An 18,235-nucleotide genomic window follows, 5' to 3' on the forward strand; every position below is an offset into this window, starting at 1 on the left:
AAAAACTATACCTCGTAATCAGGTTCTTCCGCTATCGCCATCGGCGCGATCTGCACCTTCTGCACCCGGTGGCTTTCTACCTGCAGGACGCGGAACAGAAAATCGCCAATCTGAATCTCTTCCCCTTCCTGCGGCACGCGCTGCGTGTGTTCCATCAGCAGCCCGGCCAGCGTGTGGTAGTCCCGCTTTTCATTCAGCGGCAGTTCCAGATACATCACCAGATCATCCAGCGGCATGTGGCCATTCGCCGTCCAGCTGCCGTCGGCGTTTTGTTGAATATCGTAACGGGGATCGATCGCTTCCCCCTCGTTTGGCAGGTTGCCAGCGATGGTTTCCATTACGTCGCTCAGCGTCACCACGCCCTCCACCGAACCAAACTCATCAACGACGAAGGCAAAATGAGTGCGCGCGGAGCGAAACTGCTCTAGCGCCGGCAGCAGGGCTAACTGCTCCGGGAAGACCAACGGTTGGCGGACCAGTGCGCGAATGTCCAGGCTGTCGCCGTGCAGGGACTGCTTAAGCAAATCAATGACGTGAACAACGCCCAGCGGGTCGTCGCTGTTATCGGTCACTACGATCCGCGTATGCTGATTAATATCGAGAAGGGCCATGATTTTTTCCGGTGATTCGCTAAGGTCAACCTGCTCCACATCATGGCGTGAAGTCATGATACTGCTGACGGTGCGCTGGCCCATTCTCAGCACCCGGGCAATCATCATGCGCTCCTGCTTATTGAAGATGGCCTGGCTTTCAATATTGTCAGCCACCAGAGAGGAGGTTTGCGCATCAAGCTCCGCCTGCTCACTATGGCCGCGCAGTAAGCGCAACACCGCCTCCGCCGTTCTTTTACGCAACGGTGATTTGGCATGTAGGAAGCGGCGGCGATTATACTGCGCCAGCTGATTCAACCCCTCAATCAGTACCGAAAAGCCAATCGCGGCATAAAGATAACCCTTAGGAATGTGATAACCGAAGCCATCTGCAACCAGGCTGAAGCCAATCATCAGCAGGAAGCTCAGGCAGAGAATCACTATGGTCGGGTGCTCGTTCACAAACCGCGTTAAAGGCTTACTGGCGAGCAGCATCAGGAAAATGGCCACCACCACCGCCGCCATCATTACTGGCAGATGGTCTACCATGCCGACGGCGGTAATCACCGAGTCCAGCGAAAATACCGCATCCAGCACCACTATCTGAGCCACTACCGGCCAAAATTTAGCCCCGCGCTTTTGCGGATGTTCGTCTTCGTCCTTGCCTTCCAGCCGCTCATTCAATTCCATTGTGGCTTTGAACAGAAGAAAGACGCCGCCAACCAGCATAATGAGATCGCGTGCGCTGAAGGGGTGACCGCCAGCAGAGAAGAGCGGAGCTGTCAGGGATGAAAGCCACGAAATAGAGGCCAGCAGCAGCAGTCGCATAACCAGCGCCAGCAATAGACCCGTAACGCGCGCGCGGTCGCGCAGGGCGGGGGGCAGTTTTTCCGCCAGAATGGCAATAAAGACAAGGTTATCAATGCCCAGGACCAGTTCCAGGACGATCAGCGTGACAAGACCGGCCCAGATAGACGGATCGGCGATCCATTCGAACATTGCGTACTCACCTGCGAGAATTTAAAGAAGAGCTTTGATGATAGTGAATCGGATGCAATACAACAAATATTCAGAACAGAAGTGGGGAAGTGAAGGTCAGTTTATAGCCACATGAGGGATAATTGACAAATGAAATTACTCAGAAGAATCCAGTCTATATCCGTACCGACGTTTTCAAGACTATTCGCATAGGTCACCCTGATGAATTGAGTGATACTTAACGGCTGATGGCAATCCGTAAGGATTAATCTTATCCAGATCGAATTAATCTGAATTTCATCAGGAGAAAAGAGGGCATCAAGGCTATGGGCTGCGAAGAGAGGTAGTCTTAATCCTAAAAGCCAGCGTACGGGAAGGCGACCTCTTGTAAACAGGCCAGTTATAACTAGTATAGCAACGTGTTAGTAAATGTCTGCGTTAATGATGCTGGTTAGCGTAGTAATGGTGTCTGAATGTCCATTTTTGTGAACAGCGACACGTTAAGGAGACAAACACGTTAGCCTGCGCCTGGAGAGGACAGGATAAAAACAACAAGGTAAAGCAGCGATACAGCACATTGGCAGCTACAAGCCAGGGGCGGTAGCGTGTTTAGCCGGGGACAACAGCCTGACCGAACTGCTGAAATATTACTCGCGTTGTTGTTGATTTTACATGTCAATTCTCTTACCGCATTGCCAGCTACAATGACTTTTTATACGGCTCCCAAATACGTTTCCTGTGTAATAAATGACGTGAATAAAAACACGAAATCATTTTCAGTGGTGGAAATAAATAAATCACAGGCTTCCGAAGAAAAAATTAAGAGTTAACTATGCGCGATATAGAGTTTACCATTAAAGGATTGTTAATTAAGCTGTCACTGGCTCTTTCTGATCTTATCTTATTTAACGCCTCTTTGTTTGTTGCGGTGCTGTTGTTGAATGCATTGCCCGGTAATATTCTGGGTGACATTTCAGCACAGTCGCTGCAATTAAAAATAGCGACACATATCATCCTTTCTGTGGTATGCGTTTTTTGGTTCTGGGTGCGTCAGCGCCATTATACCTATCGCAAGCCATTCTGGTTCGAACTAAAAGAAATCTTCAGAACCATCCTGATATTTTCCGTTATCGACCTGTCGATTACCGCTCTGTCTAAAGGGGAGATGTCCCGCTGGATTTGGGTTATGACCTGGCTTCTGGCGCTGATATTTATTCCCGTTGGTCGCGCCGTAGTGAAGCGTATTCTTAACCATATCGGTTTGTGGAAAAGGCAGTCGATCATTATCGGTAGCGGTAAAAATGCTGAGGAAGCCTACCTGGCGCTGCAAAGTGAAGAGGTGATGGGGTTTGACGTTGTGGCATTCTACGATGTTGATGGCACTACGCCAGCGCCTGCCTTATTTGGCATTCCGGTTATCCGTGAGGAAACGCCGCTGTGGCACCTGGTGAATGGCGATACCCAGTTTATCGTCGCCGTCGAATATGAGCAGAGCCAATATCGCGATTTGTGGTTAAAAAATCTGGCAAAACACAACTGCCGCTCCGTTTCCGTGATACCTTCACTGCGTGGCGTTCCGCTTTATGGCACTGATATGGCCTATATCTTCAGCCATGAGGTGATGATTCTGCGAGTCAGCAATAATCTGGCGAAACGGACCTCCCGTTTCCTGAAGCGCACTTTTGATATTGTTGGCGCGCTGAGCATTATCATCATGCTGATGCCGGCGCTGGCTGCGCTGATCTTTATGGTTGCCCGTGATGGCGGTAGCCCAATTTATGGTCATGAGCGCGTCGGCAGGAACGGCCGTAAGTTCAAATGCCTGAAGCTCCGCTCTATGGTCGTTAATTCACAAGAAGTGCTGGAGGAGGTTCTGCGTACCGACCCGGCTGCCCGCGAAGAATGGGATAAAGACTTCAAATTAAAAAACGATCCGCGTATCACCCGTGTTGGGCACTTCATTCGTAAAACAAGTCTTGATGAACTCCCGCAGCTGTGGAACGTTGTGCGCGGGGAGATGAGCCTGGTCGGCCCGCGTCCGGTTATCGAAGATGAACTGGAGCGTTATGCCGGTGACGTGGATTACTACTATATGGCTAAGCCGGGTATGACCGGTCTGTGGCAGGTCAGCGGCCGTAATGATGTGGATTACGAAACTCGTGTTTACTTTGACTCATGGTATGTAAAAAACTGGTCACTGTGGAACGATATTGCCATTCTTTTCAAAACGGTTGGGGTGGTTTTGAAACGCGATGGCGCTTATTGATAGGTGGCTGTAGTCCTGTCAAAAAGGAGCGAACGCCCGTCGGTTCGCTTCAAAATGAAAAGCGTCTTTTGACTGTTAACTGTCATTGACTTGCGAGCTAAACAAACTTTTTTTGACGAATGTTGAGCGTCGGCTTTAATCAAACCGGCAAGGCATAAAAAGGATAGGGAGTTGAAGATAATGACTGACAGTTACAGTGCTTGAAAAGTGGCATCCCCTGAATAATTTTGCATGACGCTACACAGCGGCGGACTCGCCACTATCAATCAAATTACTGATAGCGAAGAACCAGATGATCACAATCAAAACGAAATTGATACCCCTGTTGGTATCGGCCACACTCCTCTCAGGATGCACCATCGTTCCTGGAAGTACTGTTTCCACTTTTGGAAAAGATGTTATTAAGCAACAAGACAGCGACTTTGATATTGACAAGTACGTTAACGTTTTTCCAATGACGCCGGCTCTGGTTGAGCAAATGCGAGTTAAGCCGGTGGTAGCTCAGCCGAATCCGCAGTTGCAGACTGAGTTACAGACTTATGAGTACCGTATTGGGGTAGGGGACGTGTTGACTGTGACCGTTTGGGATCACCCGGAACTGACTACGCCAGCTGGCCAGTATCGCAGCGCCAGCGATACCGGTAACTGGGTACATTCTGACGGCACGATCTTCTATCCTTACATTGGGCGTGTCCGGGTTGCAGGCCGTACCGTGCAGGAAGTTCGTAGTGAAATTTCTAATCGTCTGGCTCAGTTCATCGAAAGTCCGCAGGTTGACGTCAGCGTGGCTTCGTTCAAATCGCAGAAAGCGTACGTAACCGGAGAGGTGACCACCTCTGGTCAACAGCCGATTACTAACGTTCCTCTGACTATCCTTGATGCCGTTAACGCCGCTGGTGGTCTGACTGCAAACGCCGACTGGCGTAATGTGGTGCTGACGCACAACGGTAAAGAAATGCCTATCTCACTTCAGGCACTGATGCAAAATGGCGACCTGTCTCAAAACCATCTGCTTTATCCAGGCGACATTCTCTACGTTCCGCGCAATGACGATCTCAAAATCTTTGTGATGGGCGAAGTGAAACAGCCTGCCACCATGAAAATGGACCGCAGTGGCATGACGCTGGCGGAAGCGCTGGGCAACTCGCAGGGTATGGACCAGACCTCCTCCGATGCTACCGGGGTGTTCGTCATTCGCCAGATTAAAGGGACTAATCGCCAGAAGATTGCGAATATTTATCAGCTGAATACTAAAGACGCTTCGGCGATGGTGATGGGTACGGAATTCCAGCTGCAGCCTTACGATATCGTCTACGTCACGGCTACACCTCTGGCGCGTTGGAATCGTGTCATTTCTCAACTGGTACCAACCATCAGTGGCCTCTACGACGCAACGCGTAACGTTCAGGTTATTCATAACTGGTAATACCGGGGAACATTATGATTAATTCAATCCTGGTGGTCTGTGTTGGAAACATTTGCCGCTCTCCTACTGGGGAGCGGTTGCTCAAATCGTTGCTGCCAGAAAAAGAAATCGCTTCAGCCGGGCTCGGTGCCTTGGCAGGAGAGGCAGCCGATGAGACAGCAAGCAGCGTGGCCGACGTTCACGGCGTTTCGCTGGCGGGCCATATCGCCCGACAGCTGACGTCGGACATGTGCCGGGATTACGATCTGATCCTGGTGATGGAAAAGAAACATGTCGATCTGGTCAACCGCATCAACCCTTCCGTACGTGGCAAGACCATGCTATTCGGCCACTGGCTCAACCAACAGGAAATAGCGGATCCTTACAAGAAAAGCCGCGATGCCTTTGAAGCCGTGTACGGAATACTCGAAAACGCTGCCCAGAAATGGGTCAACGCATTAAGCCGATAGTTGAGAATATTCATGAATATAAAAAGTAAGGCACCGTCATTACCGAAAGAGGAATCTAACGGATTAGATTTTGCGCATCTTGTTGGGCAGCTGATAGACCATCGTTGGGTTATTATGGCTGTTACCGCACTATTTATGCTCGTCGGGACGCTCTATGCATTATTTGCCACTCCTATCTACAGTGCGGACGCATTAGTTCAGGTCGAGCAGAGAAATCCAAATACTGTCTTAAGTGACCTTAGCGAAATGCTTCCGGGGATGACGCCACAGTCTGATACGGAAATCGAACTGATTGAATCTCGCATGGTTATTGGGAAAACCGTCAGTGATTTGGGTCTGGATACGATTGTGCAGCAGGACTATATGCCGGTTATTGGTCAGGGACTGGCCCGGATCTTGGGTAATAAACCGTCAAATATCGCCGTCTCTCGTCTGGATATCCCCCTCACCTGGGATAAGCGTACTATCGGCCTCGAGATTAACGATGCACAATCCTATACCGTCACGCGTGATGGTGATGAAATATTTAAAGGAAAAGTTGGACAATTTGAGCAGCATGATGGCGTGAGTATTCTCGTCAGCGGTACTAATGCGGAAAAGGGAACCAGTTTCACCATTACCAAACTCAGCGATCTCCAGGCGATTCAGATGGTGCTGGGTAATCTGGTTGTTGCGGATAAAGGTAAAGATACCGGCGTGTTGGGTATGACCTATACCGGCGAAGACCCGATATTGATCAGCAAGGTGCTTAATCAGATAGCCAATAACTATCTGCTGCAAAATGTGCAGCGCAAGTCTGAAGAAGCCGAAAAGAGCCTTGAGTTCCTGAAAGTTCAGTTACCGCAGGTGCGGAATAATCTGGACGTTGCCGAAGACAAACTCAATAAGTTCCGCCGTGAGAACGAATCGGTGGATATGTCTCTGGAAGCGAAATCTGCTCTGGATTCATCGGTAAGCGTGCAGAGCCAGTTAAATGAACTGACTTTTAAAGAAGCAGAAGTGTCACAGCTGTTTACTAAAGATCACCCAACTTATCGCGCATTGTTAGAAAAACGTAAAACGTTGGAAGATGAACAGGACAAGCTGAACAAGAAAATAGCTGGTATGCCGCAAACCCAGCAGGTGATTTTACGTCTGACCCGTGATGTCCAGGCAGGTCAGGAAATCTATATGCAGTTGCTTAACCGTCAGCAAGAGCTGGGTATCAGTAAAGCAAGTACGGTGGGTGATGTCCGCATTGTTGACCGGGCAGAAACGGCCGGTATGCCCGTGCAGCCTAAAAAACTGCTGATTCTGCTGGCAAGCCTGGTGGCTGGTTTCATCCTGGCCGTCGGGGGAGTACTGGTGAAAGCGCTGTTCCATCACGGTATCGAAACTCCGGATCAGCTGGAAGAGTTGGGCATGAACGTTTATGCCAGCGTGCCGCTGTCAGAATGGCAACGTAAGAAAGACACTGAAGCATTGGCGCGACGGGGCAAAAGCAAAGCGAATCCCAATAACTCTCTGCTGGCATTGGGCAATCCTACGGACCTGTCAATTGAAGCGATTCGTAGTTTGCGCACCAGTCTGCACTTCGCCATGATGGAAACAAAAAATAACGTACTGATGATTAGCGGAGCGAGTCCAGGCATTGGTAAAACGTTTATCTGTTCTAACCTTGCCACGTTGGTGGCGAAAGCCGGACAACGAGTGCTGTTTATCGATGGGGATATGCGTCGTGGCTATACGCATGAACTGTTGGGAGCAGATAACACTGTAGGTCTGTCAAGCGTGCTGTCGGGTAAAGCAGAAATAGGGCCAGGTTTGATTCAGAAGGGTGAATACGGCTTTGACTTCGTGCCACGCGGTCAGGTGCCACCGAATCCTTCCGAGTTGCTGATGCATCCACGTATGGAGCAGCTTCTTGCCTGGGCTACTCAAAACTATGATCTGGTGCTGATTGATACGCCTCCAATTCTGGCTGTTACCGATGCGGCTATTATTGGTAAGCTGGTGGGCACATCATTGCTGGTCGCACGCTTTGAAGCTAACACTGTTAAAGAAGTCGAGATCAGCTACAAACGTTTTGCGCAGAATGGTACTGATATTAAAGGCGTAATACTCAATGCCGTTGTACGAAAAGCAGCAAATTCATACGGTTATGGCTACGATTATTATGACTATAAGTACACTAAAGATATAAATAGTTGATTTAGTGTTCGCGGGGGGACTTTTCATCGAAGATGGAAGGTTCCCTTAAAATTTTCAGCGTTAAATCCGCTTCCATTGCGGCGGTATAAAAGGTGCCTGGGAAATGAAGGACATTCGCTTTTCAATCGTAATTCCGGCATACAACGCATCAAAATCGATCGTGAAGACACTCGATTGTGTGGCTGCGCAAACCTACCAGAATTTTGAAGTGATAATTATTGATGACAAGTCGGCTGATGCGAATGAACTGGCTGCTATCGTTAAGGGTGAGCGGTACAGTCAGTTAAACATTACGCTTGTGCTATCAGAGGATAAACTGAATGGCGCGGGTGCGCGTAATAAAGGCATTGAACTGGCGAGTGGAGATTACGTCAGTTTCCTTGATGCTGATGATGACTGGCGACAGGATAAATTGCAGATTTGCGCCGAAAAAATTACTGCGCTCGAAGAACAGGGTAAAGAAAATTTTATTCTTTATAGTCAGGTCAATATCTATGAAGACGATCGTTTCCTGAAAATCATGCCTGTTAAAGCTGTTGCCCCTGGCGAAAGCGTCGCGGAGTATCTTTTCGGATTGTATGGTTTTATTCAGACCAGTACCATCGTACTCAAACGCGAGTATGCTGAAAAAATAAAATTTGATTCTCGCTACATTCGTCATCAGGATTATGACTTCTGCATTCGTGCTGATAAATTACATTTTGAATTCATTATGATTGCTGAACCACTGAGTAATTACTATATGGTGACTACGCACAACTCAAAACATAAAGGCGAGTCCGTTAAATACTCTTTCTTCTGGCTTGATAGCATGAAGCCATTCCTCACGCAGCGTGAGACGTATACTTATAAAGCATATAAATTACCTATTCGTTATAAAATGGATGGTCAAAAACTGCGTGCGTCATTAAGTTTTATGAGCTATTTCTTTCTGACCGACAGAACTAATCGTCATTACTTTATCGGGCGTCTGAAAGAGAAGGTTTACTCCCGTATTTTGGGACGATAATCTCAAAACAATAATAAAAGGCAGATATGTAATGACAGTATATTGGATAATAAGTTACATCATACTTATATTTTGTGCATTTGAGCTATTTTCCATCAAACAGCTCAATGATACGAAGGTCAGGCACTTTCTCAACTGGTGCTTCTTTGTTGCTGCAATCATCCTGGTTTTCTTTGGGGGAATGCGCGGCGCATCCTCGGGTATTGATGATGGGCAATACGTTGCGTTTTATCATGATTTTGCTGCGCAGTTACACATCAGCGATTATGACAGCATCACCGATATTTATCGTTATGAAAAATTGTTCATGCTGCTCGCATGGGTGCTTTCGTTTTTCACCAGTCAAAGTTATTACTTTTTGTTCTTTGTCTGTGTGGTTGCGGTCTCAACTAACGCTTACTGTTATAAAAAATATTCACCACTGATTCTTTGTTCGCTGTGTCTTTATTCAGCACATTTGTTTATCAACAAAGATATGAATCAGATCCGTTTCGGCTTGTGTAGTGCTTTTGCTGTTGCCAGCCTTTGTACTGCCGCTAACCGAAAATATCTCTGGTCATTAGTATTCTTTATTTTCAGTACACAATCCCACTCGACGGGTTGGACATTATTACTGATCCTGCCATTCCTGTTCATCAGAGAAATGAAATATCTCGGTATCATCATGATCCTGGTGGCCATACCGTTAGGTATTATTGGTGGGAAAAAGCTTTTCCTCGACTCTTTTGGTCTGGTGCCAGTGTTAGGGGACAGGGCAATGGACTATAGTGGGACAGCTTTTGATACTAATACGCCAGTCTTCAGTCTGGGTAATTTCAAAAACATAGGTTTTGTGGTCTTCTTTACTTTGTACTATTTCAAGGAAGGGATTAAAGAAGATGAACGGCTGGTTTATATACTGTTAATTGCCTACTCTATTGGTGCTGCTGTACGTATTACCTTCTCAGACTTTGGTATATTTGGTGGTCGCGTTGGTAACCTGTTCCTGCATACTGAACCTCTGCTGCTGGCTTTCTTGCTAAAACGCTTGCGTAATCCTTTATTGACGTTTGGCATCCTGGCTGCAATGACGACTTACTATCTGGCTTACAATACGATATTATCGGTGCAATCTATTTTAGGGTATTCCGTAGCGCCGCTCTTTAAAATATTTTAGTGCGGGATTTTATGCTCAATTAAATATGTTGGTTTTATGAAGTTGGCACGAAGCATTCATTAAGCTGACTCATTGGGCGAAGTTGTTATCCGGTAATAAATTAAAAAGTAGGCGAAATAGAATGAAAAAATTGATCATGCTGATTGATGGCATTTCAAACAGTGGTGGCACGGATCGGGTGGCGAGCACGCTCTCGAGCCTGTTATGTGAAGAGAAATATGACGTAACCTTATATTCTTTAACACCGGGAGAACCTTATTATCCGACCAGTGATAGGGTAACGGTTATTAATCCCTCGGCATCGGTCAGAATGTTGAAGTTGGTACAGTTCTGTCAGTATTTAAAGAAAAATCCACAAGATGCCATCATGATCATTTCGATGGGTAAACTATCTGTTCAGGCTTTACTGATATTGAAGTTTTTCAACAACAAAACAAAAGTTGTCTGCTGTGACCATGTTTCTATTGAATCATTTTCAAAGACTATCCGTCAGTTAAAGCTATTCTGCTATAAACTAGCCGATGAAATTGCGGTACTGACCGATCATGACAAACGTTTGCTGAGTGATACGCATCATCTTCAGAACGTACACGTCGTCAGAAATATCTCTCCGTTTCATAATAATAAAATTGATATTATTTTTGCAGATATGATGGCGGCTAAGTCTAAAACAGTAATCGCTGTTGGCCGGCTTACCCGGCAGAAAAACTTTTCTCGTATGCTTGATGTCTGGAAAGAGGTAGATAAGCAAGGTTGGACATTGCTCATTGTCGGCAATGGGGAAGAGAAATCTGAATTACAGAAGAAAATTTCTGATTTTAACCTGCAGGACAGCGTGACGATTGTTGAGCCCAGTAGAAAAGTTGATGAGTATTACCGGAATGCTGGTTTTCTGTTAATGACATCACGTTATGAAGGCTTACCGATGGTGCTGATTGAAGCGAAAGATTTTGCTCTTCCAACTGTGGCGTTCAACTGTAAAACAGGTCCAGATGAAATTATCACTGACGACGGATATGTTATTCCTTATGAAAATAACACCGACTTTGTTGAGAAAGTTAACCTCTTAATCGCCGATTCTGCAAAACGCCAGTCCTTATCCGCGAATGCCTGGAAAAATGCCAGCCAGTATGGCCCGGAGCGAATTATTAGTCAGTGGGAACAGATCCTGGGATAAAAGAGAGAGAATTATGTTTTCTGTATTAATGTCGCTCTATTCCAAAGAAAAGCCAGATAACCTCGATCAGTGCCTGAGCAGTTTGTATGCCCAGACGCGTAAAGCTGATGAAATAATCCTGGTTTACGATGGTCCAGTCACCGAAGAGTTGCAGGCTGTTGTAGAAAAATGGCAGCCTCTGTTAATGCTGACATTGGTTAAACTTGAAAAAAATGTTGGGCTGGGGAATGCGTTAAATGCAGGCCTGAACCGCTGCACGCATGATCTGGTCGCCAGAATGGATACTGATGACATCTGCCTACCGCAACGCTTTGAAAAGCAGATTGCTTTTATGGATGCAAATCCTGGCGTTTCATTGCTGGGTGCGGCTGTTACTGAATTTGATGAGCATGGCAAAGAACGTTTGAAAAGTTTGCCCGTCACATATAGTGAAATCTGTCACTTTGCCAGACTAAAAAATCCTTTCAATCATATGTGCGTCGTGTTCCGTAAGCAGGCGGTTATCTCTGCGGGTAGCTACCAGCACCATTTGTTTATGGAAGATTACAACTTATGGTTGCGGATGATGGCGGAAGGGCAACAGATGGCTAACCTACCTGATGTGTTGATGCGTGTCAGAGCAGGAAGTGAAATGGTTAGTAAGCGGCGCGGTTGGCCCTATATTAAAAGTGAAATTCAATTGTTTAAGCTTAAGAATAAGCTAAAACAGGTTCCCTTGTTGACGGGAAGTATTTATTTTCTTATCCGCACCTCTACGCGCGTTATACCTACAGGTCTGATGAAATATTTGTATGAAAGAGACCGTGGGAAGTAGGACGGATTTTCATATTAAACATCATGCTTTCATGGGGTGGGGACCTACCACTATAAAAATAATCAATGTCTCTGGGATTAATATGATTCTAAATTCACTCTCGTTATAACGGAGTTTTGATATGAAACGAAGAGAACTCATTCGTACTGCATTTTCATCCCTGGTCGCTACAACGGCTTTGGGAACGTTAGCTAACGCTTACGGCGCTGAACCAGATAATATTACTCTTAAGAAAGTGCCGAGTGAAGCTTTACCGAAAGAGTACATTTCAATCGCTTCGCCGCAGGATATCTTTATGATGCCTGACCGATTCTGGACAGGTTTCAAAGGGACGCTTTATATTGGTAAGGAAAATAGTGACCCGAAGCAGGATGGTAATCACATCGATGTTTTCTATAAACGTCCTAATGGTGAGCTCGCTATTCTAAGTCAACCTATTCAGCTGACCAAAGAAAACATTGAAAATCTTATCAGTGATAAAGGTTCTCTTTGGTCAGCCGCAGAGTATTCGATGGCCGTTTATGACCATGACGGAAACCGGATATTCTACTCGCCGGATGTAAAAGGTTCTGGCGTTGCTGAGTTTAACCGTCGTCTGACGGCACCTGCTGGTTACCAGCTTATTGGTGAGATTGAATCCTGGCAAGATCTTCAACAACTTCCACCACTGTTTGACGGTGCCAAAGTTAAGCTACGTAGTTGGCATAAAGACGGAGAATCAGGCGGCGGGACCTTTATGGGTAAACTCTCCTCCGCAGCAGACGATAAAGGGGTAACCTGTTCGTCTGGCAAGAACTATCACTGGCAAAGAGTCATTAGTGACCATAACGATCTGACATTGTTCGATTTTGGCGCAATTAATGATGGTAAAACAGATTGTGCTGATGCTATGCACGCAATGTATTTGTGGGCGCAAAAAAACAATCAAAAAATCTCAATTAAATTTCCTGCGGGAACTTTTTTTGTCTCTGCATTTGATATTTCAAAGAAATACAGTCGTTACGTCAGAATCTCTGGTGCACCGGTGAGCTTTGGCTATTTCCCATCGACAAATATTATCTCGGACGGTAAGTCAGATTTTGTTTTCAACGTTAATGCTCGCTGGGTTGAATTAAGTAACATTTATTTCAACGGGCAAGTAGACAAAAATAAAAATGAACAGGGCTTATACAATAACATTTGTAAGGCCGGGCAATACTTCAGAGGTTCAAGTCTGAATTTCCGTTATGTCGGTGGGGTGGCTATAAGCCTTGTAGATACCCTGGATTGTAAGATCAGCCAGTGGTACGCAGGCCGCTGTACAGGCGATGTTATTAAAGCGGTATGGTCGGATACTAAAAAAGGGATGTGGAATCATAACACTGCGATTGAACTCTCTAATTTTAATGTGCAATCTTGTAATCCTGGTAAAGTGCTGAATTTACCGCGTACCACACAGGCATTAATTCATAACGGTTGGATTGAACACTCTGAAAACCCAGGTGATATTTCAGATGGGCAATGGATTATTGATGCATTGAGCATGGAAGGGTGTAAGAACCCGCTGGATGCAAAAAATTCGCGACTGAATATGCGACAAATCAATCTTCAGGTACGCAGTAAAATCGATAACTCGCGTGCAGAGGGCAGTTGGTTAAGTCGCTTTGAGCGAGGCTCGACCCGCATTGAATCCTTTGGTATCGCAACCGAAGGCAGCATGAAATACAATTTTCTTGGATCACGATTTCATATCAGCAATAAGTCTGACAATGAACAGTGGCTGGAAGTCGGCAAGCTTTTTTCTCCTGCACAGGGTGATAGCTGGGAAATTGAGGTATTTGGTAAGGCCAGCTATGAGCAAAACGCCGGCAGTCCTTATCTCGACATTAAAGCTGGCAACACCCTGAATGGCCGTGCAACCATCCATTTTCAGAGGAAGCAGAAGCTCAGCGAAATGTCCTGGTCTGCCGAGGGAGCTTCTCCGGTGGTCGATGTGGCATTTACTACGCCATCAGATACGGATGTTATTCTCTTTGTTAAGCTGGCGAAGAACCTTAATGCTGGCATGATCCTGATTAAAACTACCGCGCAAGACCGTTTTATGTCAGGACGTTGTGCACTCTTCGATGCGGTACTTGCTCCGCAAGATAACGCTCCTGGTGATGCGAAAACGGCATTGAGGCAGTTATCACTGCATAACGGGTTGGCCGGTTTTGGCGCAAACAACGAGGGTGATATCCTGGTTGCCTCCCGGGCATTGCCAGCTTCATCAGTTGAAACGAGTCAGCCACACGGATTTATTTCTGTGGTGATTAATGGCGAACAGTGTGCAATGCCATATTTTAAGACTAAATAGGTTTCGATATAATTTAAATCGGCCATGCTTGCGTATTCAGGTAATTATAATGATATAAAAAACCGTCCGGCGCGGTTTTTTATCCGTTGAGAAATTTTAATCTTTATTTCTATAAAAATATTTCTTTTTAAGTGGGAGACATAATGAAGGTCTATTATTTTAAGATCGCAGCCGGTAACTTTGGTGATGATTTGAATGCGTGGCTATGGGATGAACTGCTACCGGGTGTTTTCGACGATGATGAAAGTTTACGTTTTGCAGGTATCGGTACTATCCTGAGCTCCAGTCTTCCTCAAGCCAAAAACTGGATTGTCTTCAGCAGTGGGGTAGGTTATGGACGTTTGCCTTACAACTTTGGTGGTGAAGGTTGGGACATCGTTTCGGTACGAGGGCCGTTAAGTGCGCATATTCTTGGTTTGCCGAAGGAAAAAGCGATTACCGATGGTGCGGCGCTACTGGCAAGCCTGCCAGAGTTTCAGCCTTTACCCGAAGCAGAACGTAGTGGCACAATTTTTATCCCACATCATGATGCGTTGCACACCGGGCGCTGGCAGCAAGTTTGTGAGATGGCCGGTATTGAATTTGTCAGCCCGCAGAATGAGTCTAAATACGTTATCAACAAAATCCGCAAAGCGAAACTGGTACTGGCTGATGCCATGCATGCGGCAATTATCGCTGATGCGATGCGTGTGCCTTGGGTGCCGTTGGTGACATCAGATCAAATCAACACGTTCAAATGGCTGGACTGGACACAAACTATTCAGCAGGGCTATAACCCTCTGGTATTAGGTGGCAGTTCAATGCGTGAGGCCTGGCGTAATAAAAGTCTTCCTTTCTACGGTGAGAAATATTTTTATCCGAACGCTGATATCGATACTGTTATCAATGAGTTCATCCGTGCCCGTAAACTTAAAAATAAGAGCTGGTGGCCGAAATATACGCGGTACAGCCGCTATTTCACCGCAAATGCGCCAGACAGAATGTTCCAGCGGATGGAAAATAAATCGCCAAGAAGTTGGGACAACGCCTATATGGAACGTGCCTCAGAGCGTCTCGCACGCGCGTCTGAGAGCACCAGCTATCTGAGCGAAGATGCGGTATTCAACGATAATCTGCAAAAACTTCAGGAAAAATTGCTCACTGTTAAGAACTATGTGAAACCCAGTTCTGTTTGATTAAGGTATACAACGTGGCAACTGAAAATAATCCAAATAAACATCGAGCCAGTCTTGCATCCGGTGCAATATGGTCGTTGTTATCAAACTTGTTTTCGCAAATCATCACCTTTGTTATCTTTTTGGTTCTGGCAAGACTATTATCGCCACATTTGTATGGTGTACTAAGCGTCGCGATTATGGTGACGCTATTCTTTCGAACGGTCTTCTATGACAGTATCGCTACGGCTATTGTCAGGAAGAAAGAGCCCAGCGTTGAAGATTATAACTCTGCATTTTTGCTCTGTAATTTGATTGCGGTCCCCGGCGTAATTGTCGTTTATGTGCTGGCCGATTTTTTCGAAAGAGTCATGGGGATTGAAGGGCTGGCCACTGTGGTGCGAGGCACCTGCATTATCATTGTCACCAGCGGGCTCAGCCGTACTCACGAAGCATGGCTGACGCACAATATGCAATTTAAAGCGCTGGCTATACGGTCGGTTATCTCTATTACCCTGGGCGGCATCGTGGGGATTTATTTTGCCTGGAAGGGGATGGGTGTTACCGCGTTGGTATTACAGCAGGTGGTGACTAACGTCTCGGCAACAGTGATTCTGTGGATTACAATTCCATGGAAGCCGTCAATGCAATATTCGAAACAATCGATGAAGGAGCTGCTCTCTTATTCGAAACATGTTGCGCTGAGTGGATTCACCAACTTCATGAATCAGAACTCAGATATTGCATTTATCAGTTACTTCCTGGGAAGCTCGGCCTCTGGTATTTATTTTGCCGGTAAACGTATTGTCAATACGGTGAATACGGTACTTTCCTTCGCGCTATCAAGGATTTCACTGCCTGCATTTTCGAGGCTTCGCGATCAGCTTCCAGAGTTCCGTAAACGTTATCTCAATGCTGTTTTTATCACGATCAGTGCCACAGCTCCTGCATTTATTGGATTGTCCTATCTTTCCTATGACTTAACGCTGCAATTGTTGGGTATTAAATGGATTGAATCTGTTCCAGTGATGCAAATCGTAAGTTTTGCCGGTTTTATTACTTCAATCGGTTATTACAATAATTCGGTTATGTTCGCGCTAGATAAACCTAACTGGCAGGCAAAACTGACCATGCTGTATGCGATATCTAACGTCGTTGCATTTCTAATATTTGTAAAATATGGCATTATCGCAGTAGCATTAGCATTTACACTACGCACTATTTTGCTTTATCCGATTTCAGTTTGGTGTGCAATTACCTTGCTGAATATAACCTGGCGGCAGTATATGGCTGAGATAACAAAACCTATTTTAGGTTCTCTGTTAATGTGCGTATTCCTGTGGGGTGTTGATTCATTACTTAAACTGGAAAGTGGCTGGTTAAAAATTTCAGTGGATATTATTCTTGGCGGCGCTTTTTATCTTGTATTTACCCTGGTTTTTACCAGAAAAGACAAGTTAGGTGTTTTCTTCAGTATGGCTAATAAACTTAAAGTGAAAAAAGCAGCTTAACTTCTGCGGTGATATAACGTTATGCGCTGATGAATTTGGGACAGGCGCCATCAGGGTTTTCTGCTGGTGCCTGACTTTATGATTCATAGTATATACGTGTCTCTAAGTTCTGTGACTAAGGATATGAGTAAAATTGATGAGTATTTTATCCGTCGTGGTTCCTGTTTATAATGCAGAGGAATTTTTACCATATCTGTTTTCTCAGTTGAGCCTGTTTCCCGAAGAGCAGGTAAAAATCATCCTCGTTAATGATGGTTCTACTGATAACAGTAAAGCACTTTGCCAGGCACAAGCTGAAAGCGCTGCCAATTTTACATTAATCGATCAGAAAAATTCGGGTGTATCGCGTGCACGTAATGCTGGATTAGCTGAGGTAACAACGGATTACCTGTGGTTTTGCGATCCTGACGATAAGTTTGATGCTCATGCGATATTCAGTTTACTTGAAACTACGTTAGCCGATACGACGCAACCTGTGCCTGACGTAGTGAGTTTCTCCTATGATATATTCTTCATGGACTCTAAACAGATCTACACGTATCAGTTCGATAATATGCGCTGTTCTGGTTTGGAAGTTATAAAAAATTACAATAACTATAAGAGGAAGAATAATCTAAGTACTGTCTGGAATAAGTTATTCAGGACAGAGCTTATCCATGGTAACGAGATCGTGTTTGATATTACGATGCATCATTCAGAAGACCGGGTTTTTAATATTCATGCTTTTCAACATGCACAGCATGTAGTTATGAGTCCACTGATGGGGTATCGTTATATTAAATACTCATCGGGTACTTTATCGACAAAGTTTGATCAGGGACGGGCAATCAATACGAACAAAGCCGACACAATCATGGTTGATTATCTGGCCTCTCAGCGGGTTGACGTCAGCCAAATTCGTGACTGGATGACGTTAAATTATATCACACTCAGCTGTGAAAACGCGGTACGTGGTGATATTAGCTTGACCAAAGGATATAAGTGTTTTAGACAGGAATTCTATAAAGCGAAAGATCATCGTAGGATTAGTGCTGAAGGCGGAAGTACGGTTAATAAACTCTTCTGTTTTTTGATTAATCATAATAGTCCTCTCTTTTTTTATGTGCTGTTCTCATTAAAAATTAAAGCCCGAAATTTCCTTAATTTTTTTAAATGATAATGATTTTCCAATATCATATCT

13 protein-coding genes are annotated in these 18,235 nt (G+C 45.4%); 12 read left to right on the forward strand and 1 reads right to left on the reverse strand.

All coding sequences use genetic code 11. From position 1 onward, the window contains the following. Positions 1-5 precede the first annotated feature (5 nt). Positions 6-1,589 (reverse strand): TerC family protein, encoded by a 1,584-nt coding sequence (locus tag NG99_RS01400; RefSeq protein ID WP_034887611.1) that lies wholly within the window; start codon positions 1,587-1,589, stop codon positions 6-8. A gap of 811 nt (positions 1,590-2,400) precedes the next feature. On the opposite strand from NG99_RS01400, the gene wbaP reads away from it, so the two are divergent. The 12 genes from wbaP (at position 2,401) to NG99_RS27410 (ending at position 18,211) form a co-directional block, all read left to right on the forward strand. After that, positions 2,401-3,834 carry an undecaprenyl-phosphate galactose phosphotransferase WbaP gene (gene wbaP, locus NG99_RS01405; RefSeq protein ID WP_034887613.1) on the forward strand — a complete coding sequence of 478 codons (1,434 nt, stop codon included), beginning with the start codon at positions 2,401-2,403 and terminating at the stop codon, positions 3,832-3,834. Between the two features lie 292 nt (positions 3,835-4,126). After that, positions 4,127-5,260, forward strand: coding sequence for a polysaccharide export protein (locus NG99_RS01410; RefSeq protein WP_034887615.1), 1,134 nt, complete (start codon positions 4,127-4,129; stop codon positions 5,258-5,260). A 14-nt stretch (positions 5,261-5,274) separates the two neighbouring features. After that, positions 5,275-5,709 carry an arsenate reductase/protein-tyrosine-phosphatase family protein gene (locus NG99_RS01415; protein ID WP_034887617.1) on the forward strand — a complete coding sequence of 145 codons (435 nt, stop codon included), beginning with the start codon at positions 5,275-5,277 and terminating at the stop codon, positions 5,707-5,709. A gap of 12 nt (positions 5,710-5,721) precedes the next feature. Further along, positions 5,722-7,899, forward strand: a complete 2,178-nt coding sequence (gene wzc / locus NG99_RS01420) for a tyrosine-protein kinase Wzc (protein ID WP_034887620.1) — start codon at positions 5,722-5,724, stop codon at positions 7,897-7,899. 103 nt (positions 7,900-8,002) lie between these two features. Then, positions 8,003-8,908, forward strand: a complete 906-nt coding sequence (locus NG99_RS01425; RefSeq protein WP_034887623.1) for a glycosyltransferase family 2 protein — start codon at positions 8,003-8,005, stop codon at positions 8,906-8,908. A 31-nt stretch (positions 8,909-8,939) separates the two neighbouring features. Further along, the gene (locus tag NG99_RS01430) at positions 8,940-10,064 is read left to right on the forward strand and encodes an EpsG family protein (protein ID WP_034887625.1); all 1,125 of its coding nucleotides are present in this window, start codon (positions 8,940-8,942) and stop codon (positions 10,062-10,064) included. Positions 10,065-10,185: 121 nt separating this feature from the next. Continuing rightward, positions 10,186-11,241: a glycosyltransferase family 4 protein gene (locus NG99_RS01435; protein ID WP_034887627.1), complete on the forward strand. Its 1,056-nt coding sequence runs from the start codon at positions 10,186-10,188 to the stop codon at positions 11,239-11,241. Between the two features lie 13 nt (positions 11,242-11,254). After that, positions 11,255-12,055 (forward strand): glycosyltransferase family 2 protein, encoded by an 801-nt coding sequence (locus NG99_RS01440; RefSeq protein ID WP_034887637.1) that lies wholly within the window; start codon positions 11,255-11,257, stop codon positions 12,053-12,055. Between the two features lie 121 nt (positions 12,056-12,176). Then, positions 12,177-14,390, forward strand: coding sequence for a phage tailspike protein (locus NG99_RS01445; protein ID WP_034887639.1), 2,214 nt, complete (start codon positions 12,177-12,179; stop codon positions 14,388-14,390). Between the two features lie 143 nt (positions 14,391-14,533). After that, positions 14,534-15,565 (forward strand): glycosyltransferase family protein, encoded by a 1,032-nt coding sequence (locus NG99_RS01450; RefSeq protein WP_034887641.1) that lies wholly within the window; start codon positions 14,534-14,536, stop codon positions 15,563-15,565. A gap of 14 nt (positions 15,566-15,579) precedes the next feature. Next, a complete protein-coding gene (locus NG99_RS01455; RefSeq protein WP_034887643.1) occupies positions 15,580-17,055 on the forward strand; it encodes a lipopolysaccharide biosynthesis protein in 1,476 nt (491 codons plus the stop codon). A 136-nt stretch (positions 17,056-17,191) separates the two neighbouring features. Next, a complete protein-coding gene (locus NG99_RS27410; RefSeq protein ID WP_052130506.1) occupies positions 17,192-18,211 on the forward strand; it encodes a glycosyltransferase in 1,020 nt (339 codons plus the stop codon). Positions 18,212-18,235: the final 24 nt, after the last annotated feature.

The organism is Erwinia typographi, assembly GCF_000773975.1.
GTDB lineage: Bacteria > Pseudomonadota > Gammaproteobacteria > Enterobacterales > Enterobacteriaceae > Erwinia > Erwinia typographi.